Below are 23302 nucleotides of genomic sequence, written 5' to 3'. Positions count from 1 at the left end.
GCGGCTGGCGATCCGTCCCTGGCTCCGTCGGGGAGACCCGAGGGGCGACCGCTCGATAGCAAGGTGCTGGAGGATCCGTGGACCTGTCCCTGTCGACTCGCAATGTGTCCGGCCCTGGTGGCGACCGCACGGTCGTCGAGGTCGGTGGCGAGATTGATGTGTATACCGCGCCCAAGCTGCGCGAGCAGTTGGTCGAGTTGGTGAACGACGGCAGCTACCACCTGGTCGTCGACATGGAGGGTGTGGACTTCCTCGACTCGACTGGCCTCGGCGTGCTGGTGGGCGGTCTCAAGCGTGTGCGTGCGCACGAAGGCTCGCTGCGCCTGGTCTGCAACCAGGAGCGCATTCTCAAGATTTTTCGGATCACCGGTCTGACGAAGGTGTTCCCCATCCACACGACGGTCGACGAGGCCGTCGCGGCGACCGACTGAGTCGGCCGGAAGGCCCCGGCAGGGCCTCCGGACCGTTCTGTAGGGTCCGGAGACCTCCGGGGTGATCCGGAGAGTTCTTGAGGAAGGGCAGGGGTTCCGGGCGTGAATGCCCGGGCCCGGGAGATGCACGCTCGCACGCTCGCTCGTATGTCCGAGGGGGACCGCATGGCCACCGTTGAACTGCGCTTCAGCGCCCAGCCTGAGCACGTCAGGACGGCCCGTCTGGTGGCCGCCGCAGTGGCGCGCCGGGCAGGGGTCGACGAGGCCGTACTGGACGAGGTCAGACTCGCCGTCGGTGAGGCCTGCAGCCGGGCGGTCGGGCTGCACCGCAGCATCGGCATCACCGCCCCCGTGCGTGTCGTGCTCACCGAGGAGGAGAAGACCTTCTCGATCGAGGTCGGTGACGAGGTGCCCGCTCCGGGAGCTTCGTCGGCCGGCGGCTCACAGGCGTCCGGCACCGGCACGGGTTCCGGCTCCGCAGAGACGTCCGAGGACACGGACGGTGACGTCGGTGAGGACCAGATGGGGCTCGCGGTGATCAGCGGGCTCGTCGACGACGTCGAAGTCATCTCGGGCGAGGGCGGCGGCGTGATCCGGATGAGCTGGCCCAAGAATCCGGCCACGGTCGTACCGTGACCGCTTGACCGGCGGTGCGCGTCGCGCTGACGAAGATGCGTTCGCTCATCCACCCGACAGGCCCTGCTGAGCAGGGCCTTTTTTCATTTCCCCGGATGACGGGCCAGGCGTCAATGCTTTTGACCCATTACCGCTTTCGGGGTGAATCTTGGGGCGCGATCTATTGCTGAGGAGCGAGTGAAGGTCAATTCCATTTGTCGCGCCCTGTTTTGATCAGGTTCTGCTCCCTACAATCCGTCCACATCTTGAGCGCTGAACGTCAAGGAGGACGAATGGCGGGGCTCTTCAACCCACATCTGACCGACCACCCCACTTCACTCGCGGCCGCGGTACTCACCGACGACAACCGGATGATCGTGATTGTCATCGCGGCTGTCGCACTCGCGGCGCTGATCGTCGCCCAGTTGCTGGTACGCCAGGTCCTGGCGGCCGGTGAAGGCACCGATTCCATGAAGAAGATCGCGGCAGCCGTGCAGGAAGGCGCGAATGCCTACCTGGCACGGCAGTTGCGCACACTCGGCGTCTTCGCCGTCGTCGTGTTCTTCTTGTTGATGTTGTTGCCGGCCGACGACTGGTCCCAGCGCGCCGGACGTTCGGCGTTCTTCCTGGTGGGTGCGCTCTTCTCGGCGGCCACCGGATACATCGGCATGCGTCTTGCCGTACGGGCGAATGTGCGTGTGGCAGCTGCCGCGCGTGAGGCGACTCCGGCGGAGGGCGAGCCGGCAAAGGATCTGACGGCCGTCGCGCACAAGGCCATGAAGATCGCTTTCCGGACGGGCGGCGTGGTCGGCATGTTCACGGTGGGCCTCGGCCTGCTCGGTGCCTCCTGCGTGGTCCTCGTCTACGCCGCAGATGCCCCCAAGGTCCTGGAGGGCTTCGGTCTCGGCGCCGCGCTCATCGCCATGTTCATGCGTGTCGGCGGCGGCATCTTCACCAAGGCCGCCGACGTCGGCGCCGACCTCGTCGGCAAGGTCGAGCAGGGCATCCCGGAGGACGACCCGCGCAACGCCGCCACCATCGCCGACAACGTCGGTGACAATGTGGGCGACTGCGCGGGCATGGCCGCCGACCTGTTCGAGTCGTACGCCGTCACGCTCGTGGCCGCGCTCATCCTCGGCAAGGCCGCCTTCGGAGACCTGGGCCTGGCCTTCCCGCTGATCGTCCCGGCGATCGGCGTGGTCACCGCGATGATCGGTATCTTCGCGGTCGCCCCGCGGCGCGCCGACCGCAGCGGGATGAGCGCCATCAACCGCGGCTTCTTCATCTCCGCGGTGATCTCGCTGGCCCTGGTGGCCGCGGCGGTTTACGTGTACCTGCCGTCGTCGTACGCGGAGCTGGACGGCGTCACGGAGGCCGCGATCCTGGCCCACGAGGGCGACCCTCGCATCCTCGCACTCGTGGCCGTCGCCATCGGCATCGTGCTGGCCGCCCTGATCCAGCAGCTGACCGGGTACTTCACCGAGACGACCCGCCGCCCCGTCCGCGACATCGGCAAGTCCTCGCTGACCGGTCCGGCCACCGTCGTACTCGCCGGTATCTCCGTCGGGCTGGAGTCGGCCGTCTACACGGCGCTGTTGATCGGCCTCGGTGTGTACGGGGCGTTCCTGCTCGGCGGTACGTCGATCATGCTCGCGCTGTTCGCGGTGGCGCTGGCCGGCACCGGCCTGCTGACCACCGTCGGCGTCATCGTCGCCATGGACACCTTCGGCCCGGTCTCCGACAACGCCCAGGGCATCGCCGAGATGTCCGGCGACGTCACGGGCGCGGGCGCGCAGGTTCTCACCGACCTCGACGCCGTCGGCAACACCACCAAGGCGATCACCAAGGGCATCGCCATCGCCACTGCCGTTCTCGCCGCGGCCGCGCTCTTCGGCTCGTACCGCGACGCGATCGCCACCGCCGTAGCAGACGTGGGGGCCAAGGCCGCGGAGATGAACCTCAGTCTGGACATCTCCCAGCCCAACAACCTGGTGGGCCTGGTCCTTGGCGCCGCGGTCGTCTTCCTCTTCTCCGGGCTGGCGATCAACGCGGTGTCCCGGTCGGCCGGTTCTGTCGTCTACGAGGTGCGGCGGCAGTTCCGCGAGCACCCCGGGATCATGGACTACACCGAAAAGCCGGAGTACGGACGCGTCGTCGACATCTGCACCAAGGACGCGCTGCGTGAACTGGCCACGCCCGGTCTCCTCGCCGTGCTGGCCCCGATCGCCGTCGGCTTCACCTTCGGCGTCGGCGCGCTGGGCTCGTACCTCGCGGGTGCCATCGCCACCGGCACCCTCATGGCCGTCTTCCTCGCCAACTCCGGCGGCGCGTGGGACAACGCCAAGAAGCTCGTCGAGGACGGCCACCACGGAGGCAAGGGCAGCGAGGCGCACGCCGCGACGGTCATCGGCGACACGGTCGGCGACCCGTTCAAGGACACCGCGGGCCCCGCGATCAACCCGCTGCTGAAGGTGATGAACCTCGTTGCCCTGCTGATCGCGCCCGCGGTCGTGCAGTTCAGCTACGGGGACGACGCCAACCCGGCCGTACGGGCTGTGATCGCGACGCTCGCGATCCTGGTCATCGTCGGCGCCGTGTTTGTGTCGAAGCGGCGTTCCGTCGCCGTGGGTGACGAAGGCAACGCCGCGGAGCGTACGTCGAAGTCACCGGACCCGGCGGTCGTTTCGTAGGAACACGTCACGCCCGAGCGAAAACACCTGCTCAAGACGCGGGCGGGCAGCGCGGATTGATGCGCTGCCCGCCCGTTCGCGTGCCCGGTGCCGCCGCGGTGAGGGCTCGTGGTGAGAGCCTTATCTCTCTTGGTGCAAATGGCTGCAATGACCTACATACCGGACGCCTGTCATGCAATTGTCGTCCACTTGGCGTGTATGTTCCGGGGCCGAGAGCCTTGGAAGGGACCGATCCGGTGAAGGTGAACAAGAAGCTTGCGGCCGCGCTGTCCGGCGGCGCTGTGCTGGTACTCGCGCTGTCGGGCTGCACCAGTGACGACGGCGACGACAAGGTGAATGCCTGGGCCAAGACGGTCTGCGACCAGGCGCAGCCGCAGATCCAGAAGCGGGCCGACGCCCAGCAGACGATTATCTCGACTGCCGCCGACGGCAAGCCCGCGGACATCCAGGCCGCCGACTCGAAGGCCTTCCAGGACATCGCCGATGCCAACAAGGCGCTGGCCGCGGCGGTGCAGAAGGCCGGCACGCCTCCGGTCGACAACGGCGCGAAGCTGCAGCAGGACGCCGTCAAGGAGCTCAACGCCACGTCCGCGGCATACGTCGAGCTGAAGAAGCAGATCGACGCGCTCAGCCCGAAGGACCAGCAGAAGTTCGCCGACGGTCTGCAGGAGGTCGCGGACGGTCTGGCAAAGATCGAGAAGATGGACCAGGACGCGCTGGCCAAACTGCAGTCCGGCGAGCTGGGCCAAGCGATGGCCAAGGAGCCCGGCTGCCAGAAGGTGAAGCCGTCGGGAACGGCGACCGCGAACCCGGGCTCGGACGCCTCCAAGTCGGCAGCCTCGCCGTCGAACGCCACGGGGCCCTCCAAGTCCGCCGGTTCGTCGAAGTCCTCCGGCGAATAGTCGCCGGTCGCCCGCCGTCCACGACTCACGTTCACGGTCGCCCGGGCCCGTACCCGGCCCGGGCGACCCCGTATCGGTGCGGCTGACCCGGCACCCGGCTCCTGCCCCCGCATCCGCGCGGCAGGAGCCGCCGCCGTATCCGACGGGTGAGAATGGGGCAGTGAGTACGACCAGCCCTGCCGCAGGCCTTCCCGCCCCCGACCGGTCCGCCCGGCTCCGCGACGCCATGCTCGCTGCCGAGTTCACCGCCGACGGGCTGCTCGAGCTGCTCGGCGCGCCCGCCTACGCCGCGCTCGCCCGCAGCGAGACCGTGCCCGCGCTGCGGGCCACCCGGGGGGACTCCCCGCTGGAGACGCTCGTACGGCTGTTCCTCCTCCAGCAGACGGTGTCGTACGAGCGCGCTCGCACGGCCCTGCCGCTCGACGAGGCGCTCGCCGACGGCTGGGTGGCCAAGGACGGCGACGGCGTACGTGCGACGGTGGACGTCCGGCCGTACGGCGGGCCCGAGGGCCAGGACTGGTTCATCGTCTCCGACCTGGGTTGCGCGGTCGGCGGTGCCGGCGGGGCGAGCGGTCGCGAGGAGGGCGTGGTGCTCGGCGTCGGCGGCGCGTCCACCACTCTCGCCGGCATCACCGTCCGCGGGCCGGTGTCCTCCGCCCTCGACGTCGGCACGGGTTCCGGGATCCAGGCCCTGCACGCCGCCCAGCACGCGACCCGCGTCACGGCGACCGACCTGAACCCCCGGGCGCTGGCGTTCACCCGCCTCACGCTTGCGCTGTCGGGGGCGCCCGAGGCGGAGCTGAGGGAGGGCTCGCTGTTCGCGCCGGTCGAGTCGGAGACGTACGACCTGATCGTGTCCAATCCCCCCTTCGTCATCTCTCCCGGTGCCCGGCTGACGTACCGGGACGGCGGGATGGGCGGGGACGATCTGTGCCGCACGCTCGTTCAGCAGTCGGGGGAGCGGCTCGGCGCCGGGGGGTTCGCGCAGTTCCTCGCCAACTGGCAGCACGTGGATGGGGAGGAGTGGCAGGAGCGGGTGCGCTCCTGGGTGCCGCGCGGCTGTGACGCCTGGATCGTGCAGCGCGAGGTGCAGGACGTGACGCAGTATGCCGAGCTGTGGCTCCGGGACAGCGGTGACCACCGCACCGCCCCCGAGGAGTATGCGGCGCGGTACGACGCGTGGCTGGACGAGTTCGAGGCGCGCGGGACCAAGGCGGTCGGCTTCGGCTGGATCACGCTCCGGAAGTCCGGGGCGGAGCAGCCGTCGATCGTCGTGGAGGAGTGGCCGCACCCTGTCGAGCAGCCCCTCGGCGAGGCCGTACGGGCCCACTTCGAGCGCCAGGACTATCTGCGCACGCACGACGACGCAGCGCTGCTCGCCGATGCCTTCGTGCTCGCCCCGGAGGTCGTGCAGGAGCAGGTCGGCCTGCCCGGCGCGGAGGACCCCGAGCACGTCGTGCTGCGGCAGAACCGCGGTATGCGCCGGGCCACGAAGGTCGACCACGTCGGCGCGGGCTTCGCCGGGGTGTGCGACGGCACGCTCAGCGCCGGGAGGATCCTCGACGCGATCGCCCAGCTCGTCGGGGAGGATCCGGTGCTGCTGCGCGACCGTACGCCGCAGGCGATCAGGCTCCTCGTGGAGGAGGGCTTCCTGGTGCCGGCGTCGGCACCGGCTCGCGGGTAGCCGGTGCGCGGTTCCTCCGGGCTGGGGGCAGGCCCTGGTCAAGGGTTCCCGTGTGAATCCGGCCATTGTTCGCACGGCGGTGCACTGTGGTGCACGACACGAAAACCGGAGGAAGCTCCTCCGAATCTCTTCGGTTGCGAGGGTTCCGGACGCGGTGCGAGCGGTGCCGCCCGGGTGAACCCTCGTCGCGTTCACCCGGAATTCGCGTGGGTGACGTCCGGAGGTGTCAGCCTCGGCCCCTGGGGGCATCCCGGGACCAGGCCGAGGCATGGGAGACGCGCATGGAGAGCGGGCCGGCGATCTTCGCGGGAACGGCATTCGCCCTGTTCGGAGCCGCACTGCTGGTGTGGACGGGGGCACGCGTCCTGCATCGCGCACCGGTCGCCCACGGAGCCAATCCCGCCGCCGCGGCCACGCTCACCGCGATCTTCGGCACCGTTTTCCTCGTCGTCGGCGTCTGGTGTTTCGGCCGCGTCTGAGGAGTATGGAAGGAGCATCGGAGTAGCGCCCCAGCCGTCGCCCGCGTCGCATACCGGCCGCACTCCGACCGGCACGCCCTGAGGTCGGCGTGGGAGTCCGGGCGGCAGGAATGCCTGGAGTCGGGTTACCGTTCGAGTGGCCGTTGCGGGCTTTTGCCGTTTGACACGGGGGCGGGTTGTACCGTCACACTCCGCAGCGACAGCAGTGGCAGTGCGGCCCGTACGCCGTACGCCGTGCGCATATGTGCCCACGAGCGTCGACCGGAGAGAAGAGCGAAGTTGTCCCCGACCAGCGAGACCGCACAGGGCGGCCGCCGACTCGTCATCGTCGAGTCGCCTGCCAAGGCGAAGACGATCAAGGGCTACCTCGGCCCCGGCTATGTCGTCGAGGCGAGTGTCGGGCACATCCGCGACCTCCCGAACGGGGCCGCCGAGGTCCCCGAGAAGTACACCGGCGAGGTCCGGCGCCTCGGTGTGGATGTCGAGCGCGACTTCCAGCCGATCTATGTCGTCAACGCCGACAAGAAGGCACAGGTCAGGAAGCTCAAGGAGCAGTTGGCCGAATCCGACGAGCTCTACCTCGCCACCGATGAGGACCGCGAGGGCGAGGCCATCGCCTGGCACCTGCTGGAGGTCCTCAAGCCCAAGGTCCCGGTCAAGCGGATGGTCTTCCACGAGATCACCAAGGCCGCGATCCAGGAGGCTGTCGCCAACCCGCGCGAGCTGAACAAGCGCATGGTCGACGCCCAGGAGACCCGCCGCATCCTCGACCGTCTCTACGGCTACGAGGTCTCGCCGGTCCTCTGGAAGAAGGTCATGCCGCGGCTGTCCGCCGGTCGCGTGCAGTCCGTGGCCACCCGCCTCGTCGTCGAGCGCGAGCGCGAGCGCATCGCCTTCCGCTCCGCCGAATACTGGGACCTGACCGGTACGTTCTCCACCGGCCGTCCCGGTGACGCGTCCGACCCCGCCGCCTTCACCGCCCGCCTGACCACGGTCGACGGGCAGCGCGTCGCGCAGGGCCGCGACTTCGGCCCGGACGGACGGCTCAAGTCCGGCCAGGTGCTCCACCTCGACGAGGCGAACGCGTTCGCCCTCAAGGCGGCCCTCGAGAACGCGTCGTTCTCGGTCCGCTCGGTCGAGTCGAAGCCGTACCGCCGCTCGCCCTACGCCCCGTTCCGTACGACGACCCTCCAGCAGGAGGCCTCGCGCAAGCTCGGCTTCGGGGCGAAGGCCACGATGCAGGTCGCGCAGAAGCTGTACGAGAACGGCTTCATCACCTACATGCGTACGGACTCGACCACCCTGTCCGAGACCGCCGTCGCGGCGGCCCGGGCGCAGGTCACGCAGCTGTACGGCGCCGACTACCTGCCGGAGAAGCCGCGCACTTACGCCGGAAAGGTCAAGAACGCGCAGGAGGCGCACGAGGCGATCCGCCCTTCGGGCGACCGTTTCCGCACGCCGGCCGAGACCGGGCTGACCGGCGACCAGTTCCGACTGTACGAGCTGATCTGGAAGCGGACCGTCGCCTCCCAGATGAAGGACGCGGTCGGCAACTCCGTCACCGTCAAGATCGGTGGCGTCGGCTCCGACGGCCGGGACGCCGAGTTCTCCGCGTCCGGCAAGACGATCACCTTCCACGGCTTCATGAAGGCGTACGTCGAGGGCGCGGACGACCCGAACGCCGAGCTGGACGACCGTGAGCGTCGCCTCCCGCAGGTCACCGAGGGGGACAGGCTCGCCGCCGAGGAGATCACGGCGGACGGCCACGCGACCAAGCCGCCGGCCCGCTACACCGAGGCGACGCTGGTCAAGGAGCTGGAAGAGCGCGAGATCGGCCGCCCGTCGACGTACGCGTCGATCATCGGCACCATCCTCGACCGGGGCTATGTCTTCAAGAAGGGCACCGCCCTCGTCCCCTCGTTCCTCTCCTTCGCCGTGGTCAACCTGCTGGAGAAGCACTTCGGCCGGCTCGTCGACTACGGCTTCACGGCCAAGATGGAGGACGACCTCGACCGCATCGCGCGGGGCGAGGCCCAGGCGGTGCCGTGGCTGAAGCGTTTCTACTTCGGTGAGGGCACGGGCGAAGGTGGTGCGGCGGAGGCCGGGAACGGCGACGGCGACCACCTCGGCGGCCTCAAGGAGCTCGTCACCGACCTCGGTGCGATCGACGCCCGCGAGATCTCGTCCTTCCCCGTCGGCAACGACATCGTGCTACGCGTCGGCCGCTACGGCCCGTACGTCGAGCGCGGCGAGAAGGACGCGGAAGGCCACCAGCGCGCCGACGTCCCCGCCGACCTCGCGCCCGACGAGCTGACCGTCGAGCTCGCGGAGGAGCTGCTGGCCAAGCCGAGCGGTGACTTCGAGCTGGGCACGGACCCGGAGACGGGCCACGAGATCGTCGCGAAGGACGGCCGCTACGGCCCGTACGTGACCGAGATCCTGCCGGAGGGCACGCCGAAGACCGGCAAGAACGCCGTGAAGCCGCGGACCGCTTCGCTCTTCAAGTCGATGTCCCTCGACACGGTGACCCTGGCGGACGCGCTCAAGCTGATGTCGCTGCCGCGCGTCGTCGGCAAGGACGCCGAAGGTGTCGAGATCACCGCGCAGAACGGCCGCTACGGTCCGTACCTGAAGAAGGGCACGGACTCGCGCTCGCTGGAGAGCGAGGACCAGCTCTTCGCCATCACGCTCGACGAGGCTCTGGCGATCTACGCCCAGCCGAAGCAGCGCGGGCGGGCAGCCGCCAAGCCGCCGCTGAAGGAGCTCGGCACGGACCCGGTGAGCGAGCGTCCGGTCGTGGTGAAGGACGGGCGCTTCGGTCCGTACGTCACCGACGGCGAGACGAACGCGACCCTGCGGACCGACGACAGCGTCGAGACGATCACGCCGGAGCGCGGCTACGAGTTGCTCGCCGAGAAGCGCGCCAAGGGTCCGGCGAAGAAGGCCGCCAAGAAGGCTCCCGCCAAGAAGACGGCAGCCAAGAAGACAGCCGCGAAGAAGACAGTCGCGAAGAAGACGACGGCAGCCAAGAAGACCGCCGCGAAGAAGACGACGGCCAAGACAGCCGCGACGGCGGCCGCGAAGAAGACGGCGACGCCGGACGAGTAGCGGGACGCCGGACGCACGAGAGAACCACATAAGAGAAGGAGGAGGGGGTCGCCGGCTCGGCGGCTCCCCTCTCCTCTCCTCCCCTCTCCTCGTTCTCGCCGCCCATTTGTTCGGGCTCGGCCTCCGGGGAGCAACCTGCTCCGGATAGGCTGGGCGGATGACGCGAGCCGAGCAGCCAACGGCCCCGAGCCCCACCTCACCCCCCGACGGCCTCGCCGCGGACTCACGCGAGCGCGCCGTACGGTCACTGCTGCGCGTCCCCGCGCTGCGGCGCCTTTGGGAGGCACAGCTCGTCGGCGGCATCGGTGATGCCCTCGCCCTGCTGGTGCTGGTTCTGCTGGCACTTCAGGCTGCGGTCACCGAGGGGGCCTTCGGCGGCGGGTACCGGGGCGCGGCATTCGCCGTCGCGGCCGTGTTCGGCGCGCGGGTCCTCGCCACGCTGCTCTTCGGAGCCGTACTCCTCGGTCCCCTCACCGCACTGACCGCGCCCAGCGGGCCTCTCGACCGCCGCTGGACGATGATCGGCGCGGACGGTGTCCGTATGGCGCTGCTCGTCATCGCGCCGCTGTGGTTCGACTGGACCCCTGACACCGCGCTGGGGTACCTCCTGGCCACCGTCTTCGTCGCCGGTGTCGCCGAGCGGTTCTGGACGGTCGCCCGCGAGAGTGCCGCGCCCGCGCTGCTGCCGGCGCCGCCCCTGGAGGGCGCTGCGGTACGTCCACTTCCGGATCACCAGGACGCGCTGCGCAGGCTCTCCCTCCGTACGGCCTTCGCGGCCGTTCCCGCGGGGGCCGCCGCCCTGCTCGTCGCCACTCTGATCGGCAATCTGCTCGGCTCCGGCATCGAGTGGTTCTCGCTGCACCAGGCTGCCCTCGGCTCGTATGTCGCGGCGGGACTCTTCGCCGCGTCGCTGTCCGTCCTGGCCGCCGTCGAGCTGCCGGACGCGCAGACTCCGCGGCCCCGCTCCCCGCTGGAGGGCCTGCGCCGCCCGTCCACGGGCAGCGGCCTCGACAAGGGGCGCACGGGTGCGGTGCCGCTGCTGGTCCTGGCCTGCGCAGCAATCGCCGGAGCCATTGCCTCCGCCGCGGCCGTCGCCGTGCTGCACGCCCGTGACCTGGGCGGCGGCCCGGCCGCCTTCGCGCTGCTCGTGCTCGCGCTGACCGGCGGCACGGGGGTGGGCATCCGCGGCGCCAAGGCCGTGCTGCCCGCCCTGTCGCGCCGCAGGCTCCTCGCCCTCGCCATCGCCGTCGCCGGGATCGCGCTGCTGGCGCTCGGACTCGTGCCGGACACGGCGACCGTGCTGTTCATCGCGGTCGTCGCGGGTGTCGCGGCCGGTGTCGCCGCGCACACCGGGCATGCGCTGATCGACCTGGAGACCGAGGAGTTCCGCCGGCCGCGGATCACCGAGCATCTGCAGGCCGTCGTCCGCGTCGCGATCGCTCTCGGTGCGATCGCCGCCCCGCTGCTCGCCGCCGCCATCGGCCCGCACCGCCTCGCCAACGGCGACTTCGTCTTCGCGCACGGCGGCGCCGCCTTCACCCTGATGCTGGTCGGCGCGCTGCTGCTGCCCGTCTCGGTGATCGTCCTCGCCAAGACGGACGACCGCTCGGGCGTGCCGCTCCGCCGTGATCTGGCCGACGCGGTGCGCCGCGGCGCGGACCCGGCGCAGGCCCCCTCGGCGACCGGGTTCTTCATCGCCGTCGAGGGCGGTGACGGGTCCGGCAAGTCCACGCAGGTGGGGGCGCTTGCGGAGTGGATCAGGGCCAAGGGCCACGAGGTCGTCGTCACGCGCGAGCCGGGTGCCACGCCTGTCGGCAAGCGGCTCCGGTCGATCCTGCTCGACGTCTCGTCGGCCGGCCTGTCCCACCGCGCGGAGGCGCTGCTGTACGCCGCCGACCGCGCCGAGCACGTCGACACGGTCGTACGCCCGGCGCTGGAACGCGGTGCGATCGTCATCTCCGACCGCTATATCGACTCGTCGGTCGCGTACCAGGGTGCGGGGCGTGACCTGTCGCCGACGGAGATCGCCCGTATCTCGCGATGGGCGACGGACGGGCTCGTTCCGCATCTGACGGTGCTGCTGGACGTCTCCCCGGAGACCGCGCGCGAGCGCTTCACGGAGGCGCCGGACCGGCTGGAGTCGGAGCCCGCGGAGTTCCATCAGCGGGTACGTGCCGGATTCCTGACGCTGGCCGCGGCCGACCCCACCCGCTATCTGGTGGTGGACGCCGGCCAGGAGCCCGAGGCCGTGACCACGGTCGTACGCCACCGGCTCGACCAGATGCTTCCGCTCTCCGGGGCCGAGGTGAAGGCTCAGGAGGAGGCGCGGAAGGCCGCCGAGGAGGCGGCCCGCCGCAGGGCCGAGGAGGAGGCCGCGCGGAAGGCGGAGGAGGAGCGCCTGGAGCGCGAGCGCCAGGAGCAGCTCGCCAAGCTGCGTGCCGAGGAGGAGGAGCGCAAGCACCGCGAGCTCGAGGAGACGCGGCAGCGCGAGGCCGAACGGCAGGCGGAGGAGGCCCGGCAGCGCGCCGAGGAGGCGCGTCGGCTGGCCGAGGAGGAGCGCCGTCGGCGCGAGGCCGAGGAGAAGATCCGCCGCGAGGAGGAGGAACGCCGTCGCCGTCAGGCCGAGGAAGAGGCTCGGCTGAGGGCGGAGGCAGAGGAGCGGCGCCGCGAGAAGCAGCGCAAGGCGGAGGAAGCCCTGCTCCGGGCCGAGGAGGCGCGGAGGGCGGCGGAGGCGGCGGCAGCCGCGGCCGCCGTGCCGGGTGCGGGCGCGCCGGGGGCGAACGATGTGACGCAGACCGTGGAGACGCCGCGCCCGCGCATCGAGATGACGAAGCAGGACGACGAGACGACGGTCCTGCCGCAGGTCCCGGACGCAGCGGAGACCGCGGTGCTTCCTCCGGTACGGGACGAGAGGGCCGGGACCGCGGCCGACGAGACGGCGGTGCTTCCTCCGGTACGCCCGGACGCGGTACATCCGGATGCGGCGCGTCCGGACGCCGGAGGCCCCGCGGGCCGTGTGCCTCCGGGCATCTTCCGGGACGAGCGGCCCACGGGCCCGGACGATCGCACACGCGAGCTCCCGCAGATGGACGAGGAGGGCCGCCCGCGGCGCCGCTCGGACTGGGCGGAGGAGACCCCGCTGGACGACCTGCCTACCCTGGCGGACGAGCTTCTGGGCCCGCATGACGACGACGAGGACGGCCGCTCGCACGGGAACAGGCGCTAGCGGGCGGCGAAGGGCGTAGGCCGCGCCGGCGCGACCGGCGCGTCAGCCGCGTGCACCGAGGCTGCTCCGGAGTTGTCCACAGGGGACGGGCGCTGTCGGACCACTGCCCCACAATGGGAACCCGGGGCAACACCTCGTACGACGACGTCGGAAGGCGGTGACGGCTGCATGGCCGTGTGGGACGACCTGGTCGGGCAGGAGCGTGTCCAGGAGCAGCTCGCCGCCGCTGCCCGGGACGCCGACGTGCTGGTCACGGCGGTGTCGGCGGGCGAGCGGCCGCCCGAGGCGTCCAAGATGACGCACGCCTGGCTGTTCACGGGCCCGCCCGGCTCGGGACGTTCCACCGCCGCGCGGGCGTTCGCCGCCGCCCTGCAGTGCACGAGCCCGGACCGGGCCCTGGGCGGCGCCCCGGGCTGCGGATTCTGCGACGGCTGCCACACCAGCCTGGTCGGCACGCACGCGGACGTCGAGGTGGTCCGCACCGACCTGCTCTCGATCGGTGTGAAGGAGACCCGCGACCTGGTCCGTCGCGCTCAGCTGTCCCCGGCGGTCGGCCGTTGGCAGGTCATCGTCCTGGAGGACGCCGACCGTCTCACCGAGGGCGCGGGCAATGTGCTGCTGAAGGCCGTCGAGGAGCCCGCCCCGCGCACGGTCTGGCTCCTGTGCGCGCCGTCCCTGGAGGACGTGCTCCCGACGATCCGCTCCCGCTGCCGCCACCTCACCCTCCGCACCCCGTCCGTCGCGTCCGTCGCGGACGTCCTGATGCGACGGGACGGCATCGAGCCCGAGGCGGCGACGGCCGCCGCGCGCGCCACCCAGGGCCATATCGGCCGGGCCCGCAGGCTGGCCACGGACGAGCGGGCCCGCGCCCGCCGTGCCGCCGTCCTCAAGGTCCCGCTTCGGGTGGAGGACATCGGTGGGTGTCTCAAGGCCGCGCAGGAGCTCGTCGACGCCGCCGCGGAGGACGCCAGGGAGGTGTCGGAAGAGATCGACGTCAAGGAGACCGAGGATCTCAAGGCCGCGCTGGGCGCGTCGGCGGGCGGCCGGATGCCCCGCGGTACGGCCGGGGTGATGAAGGAGCTCGAGGACCGTCAGAAGCGCCGTAAGACCCGCACCCAGCGGGACAGCCTGGACCTCGCGCTCACCGACCTGACCGGGTTCTACCGTGATGTGCTGGCGCTGCAGATGGGCTCCGGGGTCGCCCTGGCGAACGAGGACGTGCGCGACGCGCTCGACCGGGTCGCCCTGAGCTCCGGCCCGGAGCGGACCCTGCGGCGGATACAGGCGGTGCTGGCCTGCCGCGAGGCCCTGGACGCGAACGTGGCACCGCTGCTGGCGGTGGAGGCGATGACGATGGCGCTCCGCGCCGGCTGACCCCGGGACCGAGACCGGGCCAGGGACCGGGACCGAAACCGGGGCGGACACGAATTCCGGAAGCGCCCATACGGGTGCTAAGGGGCACGAAACCGCGCTCGGCGGCTAGGCTCCCAGAATGGACACCAGGCAACGCCTCCGGACCTCCGCCCTCGTGTGCGCCGCCGCCGTCGGGATGCTCATCTCGGGTTGCAGCAGTGGCAGTTCATTCTCGGAGGCGTCCGCGCCGTCCGGGTCCTCGGTCGCGTCCCCACCGGGCGCGGTGTCGACCGAGGAGCTGAAGACGTACTACGCACAGCGGCTGAGCTGGCGGGACTGCGGTGTGCCCGGCTTCCAATGCGCCACGCTCAGGGCCCCGCTGGACTACGCGAAGCCGGACGGCCGGTCGGTCGACCTGGCAGTCGCCCGGGTCAAGGCGACGGGGCCGGGTAAGCGCATCGGGTCGCTCCTGGTCAACCCCGGAGGGCCGGGCGGTTCGGCCGTCAGCTATCTCCAGGGGTACGCGGGCGTGGGCTACCCCGCCCCGGTCCGGGCACGGTACGACATGGTGGCCATCGATCCGCGCGGCGTCGCCCGCAGCGAGCCCGTCGAGTGCCTCGACGACAAGGACATGGACAGCTACACCCAGACCGACCAGACCCCTGACGACAAGCCCGAGGTCGCCAAGCTGAGCACGGCGTTCAAGGGCTTCGCGGCGGGCTGCAAGAGCCGCTCCGCCACGGTCCTGCCGCATGTCTCCACCGTCGACGCGGCCCGCGACATGGACATCCTGCGGGGCGTGCTGGGCGACGAGAAGCTGTCGTACGTCGGGGCTTCGTACGGCACGTTCCTGGGCGCGACGTACGCCGAGCTCTACCCCGACCGCGTCGGTCGGCTCGTTCTGGACGGGGCGATGGATCCCTCGCTCCCGGCCCGCCAGGTGAACCGCGATCAGACGGCGGGCTTCGAGACCGCCTTCAAGTCCTTCGCGGACGACTGTGTGCAGCGCGCGCTCTGCCCGCTCGGCACCACCTCCCCCGAGGACGCGGCGACTCGACTGAAGGACTTCTTCGCGAAGACGGACGCACAGCCGATCCCGACCGGCGAGAGCCGCCCCCTCACCGAGTCGCTGGCCACGACGGGGGTGATCGCCGCGATGTACGACGCGGGCGCCTGGCCGCAGCTTCGCGAAGCCCTGACCCAGGCGATGGCCGGCGACGGGTCCGGGCTGCTGGCGCTGTCCGACTCGTACTACGAGCGGGAGCCCGACGGGACGTACACGAACCTGATGTACGCCAACGCGGCCGTGAACTGCCTCGACGCGCCGCCCGCCTTCACGACCCCCAACGAGGTCGACGCGGCCGTCGCCGACTTCGAGAAGGCGTCCCCGGTCTTCGGCAGGGGCTTCGCCTGGGCCTCCCTGAACTGTGCCTACTGGCCCGCCCCGGCAACCGGTTCCCCGCACCGCATCGAGGCGAAGGGAGCCGCCCCGATCCTGGTCGTCGGCACGACCCGAGACCCGGCCACCCCGTACAAGTGGGCGCAGTCCCTGGCGGACCAGCTGTCCTCCGGGACGCTGCTCACGTACGAGGGCGACGGCCACACCGCATACGGCCGCGGCAGCGACTGCGTCGACACGGCGATCAACACCTACCTCCTGGAGGGCACGCCACCGCGGGCGAACAAGCGCTGCACATGACCAATGACCAATGGCCAATGACCAACGACCGGTGACCAACGACCGGTGACCAATGACCGCTGACTTGTGACCGGCGAACGTGACCGCCTGGCCCTGTGGCTCCGGCGGCCCCTGCCCGGCGCCCCCCTCCGCATCGCGCCCCGCCCTCCTCCGGCGGGGCGCACGGGTGATCGCCGGGCTGGTCAGGGGCACCCGGATTAACCCTGTAGACTTAGCGCCGCTGCTGATGCGAGCCTCCTCCTGCGGGAAGGGGTATATCCGCAGCTTGCCGCCTTAGCTCAGATGGCCAGAGCAACGCACTCGTAATGCGTAGGTCTCGGGTTCGAATCCCGAAGGCGGCTCACCTGAAACCCCAGGTCGGAAGCTTCTCCGACCTGGGGTTTTGTCGTTCAGCGGATGCGGCGACGGGAGCGGGCCGCGCGGGTGTCGGCGGTCTCAGTTCTGGTCTCAGTGGGGCCCTGGCCGGGACCGATGAAGCGCCTGCTGCGCTACGCCCGCTGGGATGCCGATGCTGTCGTCTTCAGCCAACCGGTCATCTCCATGGCCAGGCTGCTGCACTGGTTCAACTGGCGCAGACACGCCCAGGCAACAGCCCGCGGCAGCCACTACCGACGACGATCCAGCGACGAACCCACCGGATAGATCACGAAACCGCACTGGAGTACTAGGCGATGCGGCGTCCGCGCCCACGGCCTTCGTTCGGATCCCGGGGTGCCGTCCCGGCCACATGGGCAGGCGTCCGTAGCCTTGGGAGGTTGTGGTCGCCGAACTGCCTGTGTCAACCATGTCGGCGTACGCCCGAACTGCGTACGCCCACGGAAGGGGTCTCATCGGCGGGTGAGCCACCGGCCCACGCCGATCACCGCGGTGATCAGGACGGCCAGGACGGCCGCGATCGCGATGTTCGTACCGGTATCCATGATGCTGAACATGTGGGTCTCCTTTTCAGGGGGAACGTGTCGAGTTGGTCGTGCGGGTCAGGACTACCGAGGGTTTCCGGAGGACGATCCGGGGCGGTAGCTGAGCAGGTCTCCCGGCTGACACTGCAGGACTTCGCAGATCCGGGTGAGGGTGGTGAACCGGATCGCCTTGGCGCGTCCGTTCTTGAGCACGGACAGGTTGACGTTGGTCACGCCGACGCGGCCGGCGAGTTCGATGAGGGTCATGCCGCGCTCGCTGAGGAGCTTGTCGAGGTGCACCTCGATGTCATGGCCCTCGTGGTCGTCGGCGGCGGCCATCAGACGACCCCTTCAAGTTCCTCGCGCATGGACGTGCCTGCGCGGGTGATCCGTGCGAAGGTCAGCAGGCCGAGACCGGTCAGCACGGCCAGGTACGGGGGTGTCCACATGCTCAGCCAGGTCCCGGCCGAGAAGTCCGCGTTCTTGGACAGTGCCGCCAGCAGAGCTGCTCTGGCGTTGGCCTCGGCGACCTCGACGACCAGGCTCCCGACGAGCAGCCACCAACCGAGCACGCACACCTCCGTCACTTGGCGTCGGAGTACCGCTCCACCACCGCCGTCGTGAACGGAAACCGCACCGGAGTCTCCCCGAACGCGATCCGCCCGGCCAGATCACCGGCCGCGTGGATCGCTTCGGCGACCGCCGCCGCCTCCTCCGCCGGGCAGTGCACGATCACCTCGTCGTGCTGGAAGAAGACCAGCTCCGCCCGCATGCCGGCCGTCTCCCTGCGGAGCGCGGCGAGCATCAGCAGCGCCCAGTCCGCCGCGCTGCCCTGCACCACGAAGTTACGGGTGAAACGGCCGCGGGCCCGTGCGTTCGTCGACGCGTATCCGGGGACGAACTCACCCTGTACGGAGTCCTCGTCCGCACCGCCCCCCTGGGGGATGCCCGCTTCGTCGTCCTCGCCCGCGCCGGCTGCCGGAGGGCTTGTGCGGCCCAGCCAGGTGCGGACGAGGCGGCCCTCCTCGCCCGCGCGGGCCGCGTCGTCGACGTACGCCACGGCGAGCGGGAAGCGGCGGCGCAGCGCCGCGAGGTTCTTGAGGCCGTCGCCGCTGGTCTGGCCGTAGATCGCGCCGAGCAGGGCGAGCTTGGCGTGGGCGCGGTCGCCCGAGAACGCCCGGTCGGACAGCCGGGTGTACAGATCGTCCGCGTGGCCCGCGACCTCCATCAGGCCCGGGTCGCGGGAGATCGCGGCGAGGACGCGCGGCTCCATCTGGTCGGCGTCAGCGACGACGAGCCGCCAGCCGGCGTCGGCGACGACCGCCCGCCGGATCACCTTGGGGATCTGGAGAGCCCCGCCTCCATTGGTGGTCCACCGCCCGGAGACCGTGCCGCCGGGCAGATACTCGGGCCTGAAGCGCCCCTCCCTGACCCAGTCCTGAAGCCAGGACCAGCCATGGGCCGTCCAGATCCGGTACAGCTTCTTGTACGCGATCAGGGGCTCCACGGCCGGGTGGTCGATCTCCTCCAGCTCCCAGCGCCGGGTGGACCTCACCTTGATTCCGGCCTGCGCGAAGGCCTTCACCACGTCGGCGGGCAGATCGGGCCGCACCCGGCGCCCGAATGCCGCGGACACCTCCTCCGCCAGCTCGGCCAGGCGGCGCGGCTCACCCCCGCCCGCGTACCGCTCGCCCAGCAGCTCGTGCAGCACCTCCCGGTGCACGTCCGCCCGCCAGGGCAGGCCCGCCCGGTTCATCTCGGCGGCCACCAGCAGGCCCGCCGACTCGGCCGCAGTCAGCAGCCGCATCCGGCCGGGGTGCTCGGTGGCCCGGTGTCGTCGCTGCTGCTCTGCGTAGACCTTCAGCAGTCCCTCGAAGGGGACGGTCACCGGCTGGGGCTCGAAGAGTGAGGACTGCGATCCCGGTTCGGCGGCGCGCTGCGGGGGATCGGGCGGTACGGGCGCGTTGCGCAGCCGGGCCCATGCGGCCGCAGCGGACCGGGGCTCGCCGAGGCGGCCCTCGTGTGCGAGCAGGAGCGACTCGGCGTCCTCCATGTCGTAGCAGCGCTCGACCTGGACCCCGGCGGCGAGCAGACGCGGGTAGACCTCGGCGGTGGAACGCCACACCCACCGGCCGGCCCTTGTCACCTCGGGCCGCGCCCGCACCGCCTCGACGAGATCCGGCTCCCTCCGGACCTCGCCCACGGGCAGCCCGTCCGGGCCGAGGGGGACGAGCAGTGCCCCGTCACCCTCGGCCGGGGCCAGGGCCCAGCGCTCGGTCATGGGTGCGAGTCTGGCACCGGCCACTGACAATGCCCGCCCTGGTCCGCCCCGTGTGTGGGGCGGCGGGACCTCCGGCTGCGGTCCCCACCTGGTGGAGCCGCACGACCTGGTCCTCCCTCAAGCGCCGGACAGGCCGGGAATGCACCGGTTCCGTTCCGGTGGCCCGGTTGCCCTCACGGCAGCGTCCTCACCACCCGGGCCGGATTTCCCACCGCCAGTACCCCCGCCGGCAGATCCTTGGTGACCACGGCCCCCGCCCCGACCACGGTGTTCTCGCCGATGGTCACCCCTGGGCAGACGATGACACCGCCGCCCAGCCACACGTTGTCGCCGATGGTGATCGGCTCACCCTTCTCCCAGCCCTCCATCCGCCGCTGCGCGTCCATTTCATGGCTGGGGGTGAGCAGTTGGACATTCGGTCCGATCTGGACGTGCGCGCCGATCGTGATGGGCGCGGTGTCCAGGAAGACCGCGCCGAAGTTGATGAACGTGCCCTCGCCGATCCGGATGTAGCGGCCGAAGTCGCACTGGAACGGCGGCCGGATGCGGACGTCCGCGCCGACCGAGCCGAGGAGTTCGGCCAGGATCGTGGCCCGGTCGGCGGGCGCGGCGCCGCCGTTGGCGTTGTACGCCGCGCAGAGGACGAAGCGTCGCTCCGAGTCGGCGGCGAGCTCGGGGTCGTCGGGCAGATACCAGTCACCGGCCAGCATGCGCTGTTTGTTGTCGCCCACGACAGCCACCGTACGTGCCGTGCCGCGCCGTGACGAGGACACGTTCCTGACGTCCCGTCACTCGCCGTCGGCCGCCCGGCCGCCGTTCCTCGTGACGGCGACCCTCGCGTACAACCACCGCCGTCGGCCTGTCCGACCGAGCGCGGGAGACACCCCGCCGACCCCCGCCACCACCGCGATCAGCGCGCACGCCCCGGCCGATGCCCCGAGGACCGCCCACGGGACGTCCACCGTGACCGGGGCCGACAGGGTGGCCAGCGCCGCGGCCAGTCCCGTCAGGTTCACCGCGGTCACGGCTCCGCCGAGCAGCACGCCGATCGCCACGGCCAGCAGGGACTCGCCCGCGACGACCCGTACGACCTGGCCGCGTGTCGCACCGGCGAGCGTCAGCGAGCGGAGTTCGGCGGACCGTACCGAGCCCGCCATGAGCAGGGTGTTGGCGAGCGCGATCGCCGTGTACACGAGCGCGATGCCCAGCACCACGACCAGTCCGAGGCGGGTTCGGGGGCTCGTACGGGGGTGGGTTGCCGCTGCCCACGCGTCCGCCGTGCGCACCTCTCCGCCGGTGGCACGCAGCGCCGTGGCGACAGCGGCCCGGTGCGCACCGGCCGCCAGCCGTACGTCGATACGGTCGAGGCGGGCCGCCGGCGCGTTCGCGGCGGTGACGTACGCACCGTTGTTGCCGGTCCCGGCCGCCAGGACCGCCGCGATCCGCAGCGAGGCCGGCCGCCCGTCGCCGAGCCGGACGTCGACGTTCTCGCCGACCCGGTGCTCGGCCCACTCCTCGTTGACGACGATGGACCGGTCGTCCAGGTCCCGCAGGTCTCCCGCGACGACCGGCAGCCGCGCGACGGTCGCCAGAGCCGCCGGGTCGGTGACCGCACGGGCCTCGGACCTGATCAGGGCGGTGCGGTCCTCCCGTACGAAGACGGCGGTCGTCGCCGAGCCCGAGACGACCGTCCCCGGCATCCGCCCCGGATGCCTCAGCGCCTCCCCGGTGACCACGAGATCGGCGGACGTCTGCTCGCGCGCCTCCGCACCTTTCGCGGCCGTCACGGTCGCCGCCGACCCCATCAGCGAGCCCGCCAGCGCCACCGTCACCAGTACGGGTGCCGCGACGGCGGCGGTACGGCGCAATGCGGCCGCCGCGTTGGCGCCGACCAGCAGCCCGGTGGCCCCGGGCAGGCGCAGGAGCCGGGCCAACGGCCGTACGAGCAGCGGGGACAGGGCGGCCACGGCCGAGATCAGGACCATCGGCTGTGTCGTGTACGTCTTGCGCTTGAGCAGATCGGCCGGGTCGGTCGCGAGAGTCCAGCAGAGCAGGCCTGCACCGGTCAGCAGCAGTGCGCCGCCCAGCAGCAGACGCCCGAACGGCATCGCACCGCTGTCGGCGTCGGCCTCGCGCAGCGCCTCCGCCGGGCCGGTCCGGCCGGCCCGGCGCGAGGCCGCCCACACCCCGGCGAACGCCACCGTCAGGCCCGTCCAGAACGCGGCGTGGTACGGCCAGGTGTGGTCGGCGATCGCGAACCACTCCGGCGCGATCCCGCCGTCGGCCAGCAGTCGGGCGAGCCGCGGCGCCCCCCACGCGCCCAGCGCGCACCCGGCCGCCGAGGCGACCACTCCGACGGCCGCGGCCTCGGTGAGCAGCAGCCGACGCAGCTGGCCGGGTGTCGCGCCCGCCGTGCGCAGCAGCCCGAACTCGCGCCGGCGCAGCGCGACCGCGAAGGCGAAGGTCGACGCGACGACGAAGACGGAGACGAAGGCCGTGACGCCGCCGGCGGTTCCGAGGAGGGAGTTCACGGTCATCAGCGCCTCTGCGTCCCGCTCGGGGTCCGGATCCGCACGACGGCGGTCGTCGCCGGTCAGGACCTGGGCACGGTCGCTGACGACGCGTCGTACGGCGGCGGGGTCGGCGGTCACTCCGACGGCGTTCGGGTGGTCGTCCGTGGCGACGGGACCGAGCGCCTGCAGGGCGCGCAGAAGTTCGATATCCACAGGCTGTGGATGAGCGAGCTTCGTTGACATCTCGGCGGTGCCGGGCCCGCGCTCGACCTCCACGGTCAGCGTGTCCCGGCCCATGACGACGACGGGAGCCTCCGCGAACCGCTCCGGTGGCCTGACCGGCGCGTCGAACGTCGACGCCAGTCCGAGCCCCATGGCGGCGAGCAGCCCGACCCCCAGCGCGAGTGCGACAGAGCTCCCGAGGAGCGTGGCCCAGCGTGTGCGCAGGGCGGCGAAGGCGACGGTCAGCACAGCGCACCTCCGGTCACGGCGGCGCCGTTGTCGCCGCAGCCCTCCAGATGGGTCATCGCCGCCGCGACCTGCCCCGCCGAAGGCGACGTCAGCTCGCCCACCACACGCCCGTCGACCAGGAACACGACCCGGTCCGCGTACGACGCCGCGACCGGGTCGTGGGTGACCATGACCAGGGTCCAGCCCTCCCGGTCCACCAGCTCCCGAAGCATCACCAGTACTGCCCGCCCGGTGGTGGTGTCGAGCGCGCCGGTCGGCTCGTCCCCGAAGAGCACCGCGGGCCGTGTGATCAGTGCCCGCGCGAGCGCGATGCGCTGCTGCTGGCCGCCGGACAGTTCGGAGGGCCTGTGCCGGGCGCGGTCGGCGAGGCCGACGGCCGAGAGCGCCTCGCGCACCTGTGCACGGGACGGGCGGCGGCCCGCGAGCCGCAGCGGCAGGGCGACGTTCTGCGCGGCGGTCAGCGACGGGATGAGGTTGAAGGCCTGGAAGACGAACCCGATCCGGTCCCGCCGCAGCAGCGTCAGCCGGCGCTCGCTCAGCCCGGTGAGCGTGGTCCCGCCCACCTGGACGGTCCCGGAGGTCGGCCGGTCGAGCCCGGCCGCGCACTGCAGCAGCGTCGACTTGCCGGAGCCGGAGGGGCCCATCACGGCGGTGAAGGTGCCGGAGGGGATGTCGAGGTCGACACCGTCGAGGGCGACGACGTCACGGTGCACGCGGCGCAGGCCGGTGAGCCGCACGGCGGCTGTTGCGGTCGTTGTCATGACGTCCAGGCTTCCGTCGCGAAGCCGCACGATCACGACCACTGGCGGGCGTCCTGGAGGTATGCCTGGCTCTACCCCCGCCCCAGGCCCTGCCCCTGCCGTTGCCCTTGCCCTTGCCCCGGTCCCCGGTCCTGCCCCGCCCCGGATTCCGCTCCGACCGCTCCCGCCCCTGGCTCCCGGAACCGCAGGC

General features: G+C 71.5%; 17 protein-coding genes and 1 tRNA gene. 12 read left to right on the top strand and 6 right to left on the bottom strand.

What is annotated here, in order from left to right; translation table 11 throughout:
• The first annotated feature begins 77 nt into the window (after nt 1-77).
• The 12 genes from ABT078_RS20410 to ABT078_RS20355 all read left to right on the top strand — a co-directional run bounded on the left by ABT078_RS20410 (nt 78) and on the right by ABT078_RS20355 (nt 16829).
• Nucleotides 78-431: an STAS domain-containing protein gene (locus ABT078_RS20410; protein WP_003967428.1), complete on the top strand. Its 354-nt coding sequence runs from the start codon at nt 78-80 to the stop codon at nt 429-431.
• A gap of 165 nt (nt 432-596) precedes the next feature.
• Nucleotides 597-1067, top strand: a complete 471-nt coding sequence (locus ABT078_RS20405; RefSeq protein WP_351229743.1) for an ATP-binding protein — start codon at nt 597-599, stop codon at nt 1065-1067.
• Between the two features lie 272 nt (nt 1068-1339).
• Nucleotides 1340-3736 carry a sodium-translocating pyrophosphatase gene (locus tag ABT078_RS20400; RefSeq protein WP_351229618.1) on the top strand — a complete coding sequence of 799 codons (2397 nt, stop codon included), beginning with the start codon at nt 1340-1342 and terminating at the stop codon, nt 3734-3736.
• A gap of 242 nt (nt 3737-3978) precedes the next feature.
• The gene (locus tag ABT078_RS20395; protein ID WP_351229741.1) at nt 3979-4638 is read left to right on the top strand and encodes a small secreted protein; all 660 of its coding nucleotides are present in this window, start codon (nt 3979-3981) and stop codon (nt 4636-4638) included.
• 160 nt (nt 4639-4798) lie between these two features.
• Nucleotides 4799-6322, top strand: a complete 1524-nt coding sequence (locus ABT078_RS20390; RefSeq protein ID WP_351229615.1) for a DUF7059 domain-containing protein — start codon at nt 4799-4801, stop codon at nt 6320-6322.
• 281 nt (nt 6323-6603) lie between these two features.
• The gene (locus ABT078_RS20385) at nt 6604-6801 is read left to right on the top strand and encodes a hypothetical protein (protein ID WP_351229613.1); all 198 of its coding nucleotides are present in this window, start codon (nt 6604-6606) and stop codon (nt 6799-6801) included.
• Between the two features lie 279 nt (nt 6802-7080).
• Entirely contained in the window at nt 7081-9909 is a 2829-nt protein-coding gene (topA, locus tag ABT078_RS20380) for a type I DNA topoisomerase (RefSeq protein ID WP_351229611.1), read from the top strand.
• A 157-nt stretch (nt 9910-10066) separates the two neighbouring features.
• The gene (gene tmk, locus ABT078_RS20375; RefSeq protein WP_351229609.1) at nt 10067-13135 is read left to right on the top strand and encodes a dTMP kinase; all 3069 of its coding nucleotides are present in this window, start codon (nt 10067-10069) and stop codon (nt 13133-13135) included.
• Nucleotides 13136-13303: 168 nt separating this feature from the next.
• Nucleotides 13304-14509 carry a DNA polymerase III subunit delta' gene (locus ABT078_RS20370; protein ID WP_351229607.1) on the top strand — a complete coding sequence of 402 codons (1206 nt, stop codon included), beginning with the start codon at nt 13304-13306 and terminating at the stop codon, nt 14507-14509.
• A 118-nt stretch (nt 14510-14627) separates the two neighbouring features.
• Nucleotides 14628-16187 (top strand): alpha/beta hydrolase, encoded by a 1560-nt coding sequence (locus tag ABT078_RS20365; protein WP_351229605.1) that lies wholly within the window; start codon nt 14628-14630, stop codon nt 16185-16187.
• 267 nt (nt 16188-16454) lie between these two features.
• Nucleotides 16455-16528, top strand: a tRNA-Thr gene (locus ABT078_RS20360).
• Nucleotides 16529-16658: 130 nt separating this feature from the next.
• Nucleotides 16659-16829, top strand: coding sequence for a hypothetical protein (locus ABT078_RS20355; RefSeq protein WP_351229603.1), 171 nt, complete (start codon nt 16659-16661; stop codon nt 16827-16829).
• Between the two features lie 341 nt (nt 16830-17170).
• Here ABT078_RS20355 and ABT078_RS20350 read toward each other — a convergent pair whose 3' ends face one another.
• From ABT078_RS20350 to ABT078_RS20325, 6 genes are all read right to left on the bottom strand, one after another.
• Nucleotides 17171-17425: a helix-turn-helix domain-containing protein gene (locus ABT078_RS20350; RefSeq protein WP_351229601.1), complete on the bottom strand. Its 255-nt coding sequence runs from the start codon at nt 17423-17425 to the stop codon at nt 17171-17173.
• On the bottom strand, nt 17425-17658 hold the full coding sequence (locus ABT078_RS20345) for a hypothetical protein (protein ID WP_351229599.1): 234 nt from the start codon (nt 17656-17658) through the stop codon (nt 17425-17427). Before ABT078_RS20345 ends, ABT078_RS20350 begins: the two co-directional genes overlap by 1 nt.
• Before the next feature lie 11 nt (nt 17659-17669).
• The gene (locus ABT078_RS20340; protein ID WP_351229597.1) at nt 17670-19367 is read right to left on the bottom strand and encodes a bifunctional 3'-5' exonuclease/DNA polymerase; all 1698 of its coding nucleotides are present in this window, start codon (nt 19365-19367) and stop codon (nt 17670-17672) included.
• A gap of 173 nt (nt 19368-19540) precedes the next feature.
• The gene (locus ABT078_RS20335) at nt 19541-20098 is read right to left on the bottom strand and encodes a sugar O-acetyltransferase (RefSeq protein ID WP_351229595.1); all 558 of its coding nucleotides are present in this window, start codon (nt 20096-20098) and stop codon (nt 19541-19543) included.
• Between the two features lie 57 nt (nt 20099-20155).
• Nucleotides 20156-22351: an ABC transporter permease gene (locus ABT078_RS20330; protein ID WP_351229593.1), complete on the bottom strand. Its 2196-nt coding sequence runs from the start codon at nt 22349-22351 to the stop codon at nt 20156-20158.
• Complete coding sequence (locus ABT078_RS20325) at nt 22345-23112, bottom strand: ABC transporter ATP-binding protein (RefSeq protein ID WP_351229591.1); 768 nt, start codon at nt 23110-23112, stop codon at nt 22345-22347. The genes ABT078_RS20330 and ABT078_RS20325 overlap by 7 nt, the downstream gene beginning before the upstream one ends.
• Between the last annotated feature and the right edge of the window lie 190 nt (nt 23113-23302).

The sequence above is a fragment of the Streptomyces sp. NPDC002133 genome (assembly GCF_040296405.1).
Classification (GTDB): Bacteria; Actinomycetota; Actinomycetes; order Streptomycetales; family Streptomycetaceae; genus Streptomyces.
The sequence above is the reverse complement of the archived record's forward strand: the minus strand, read 5'-3'. Positions and strand labels throughout refer to the sequence as shown.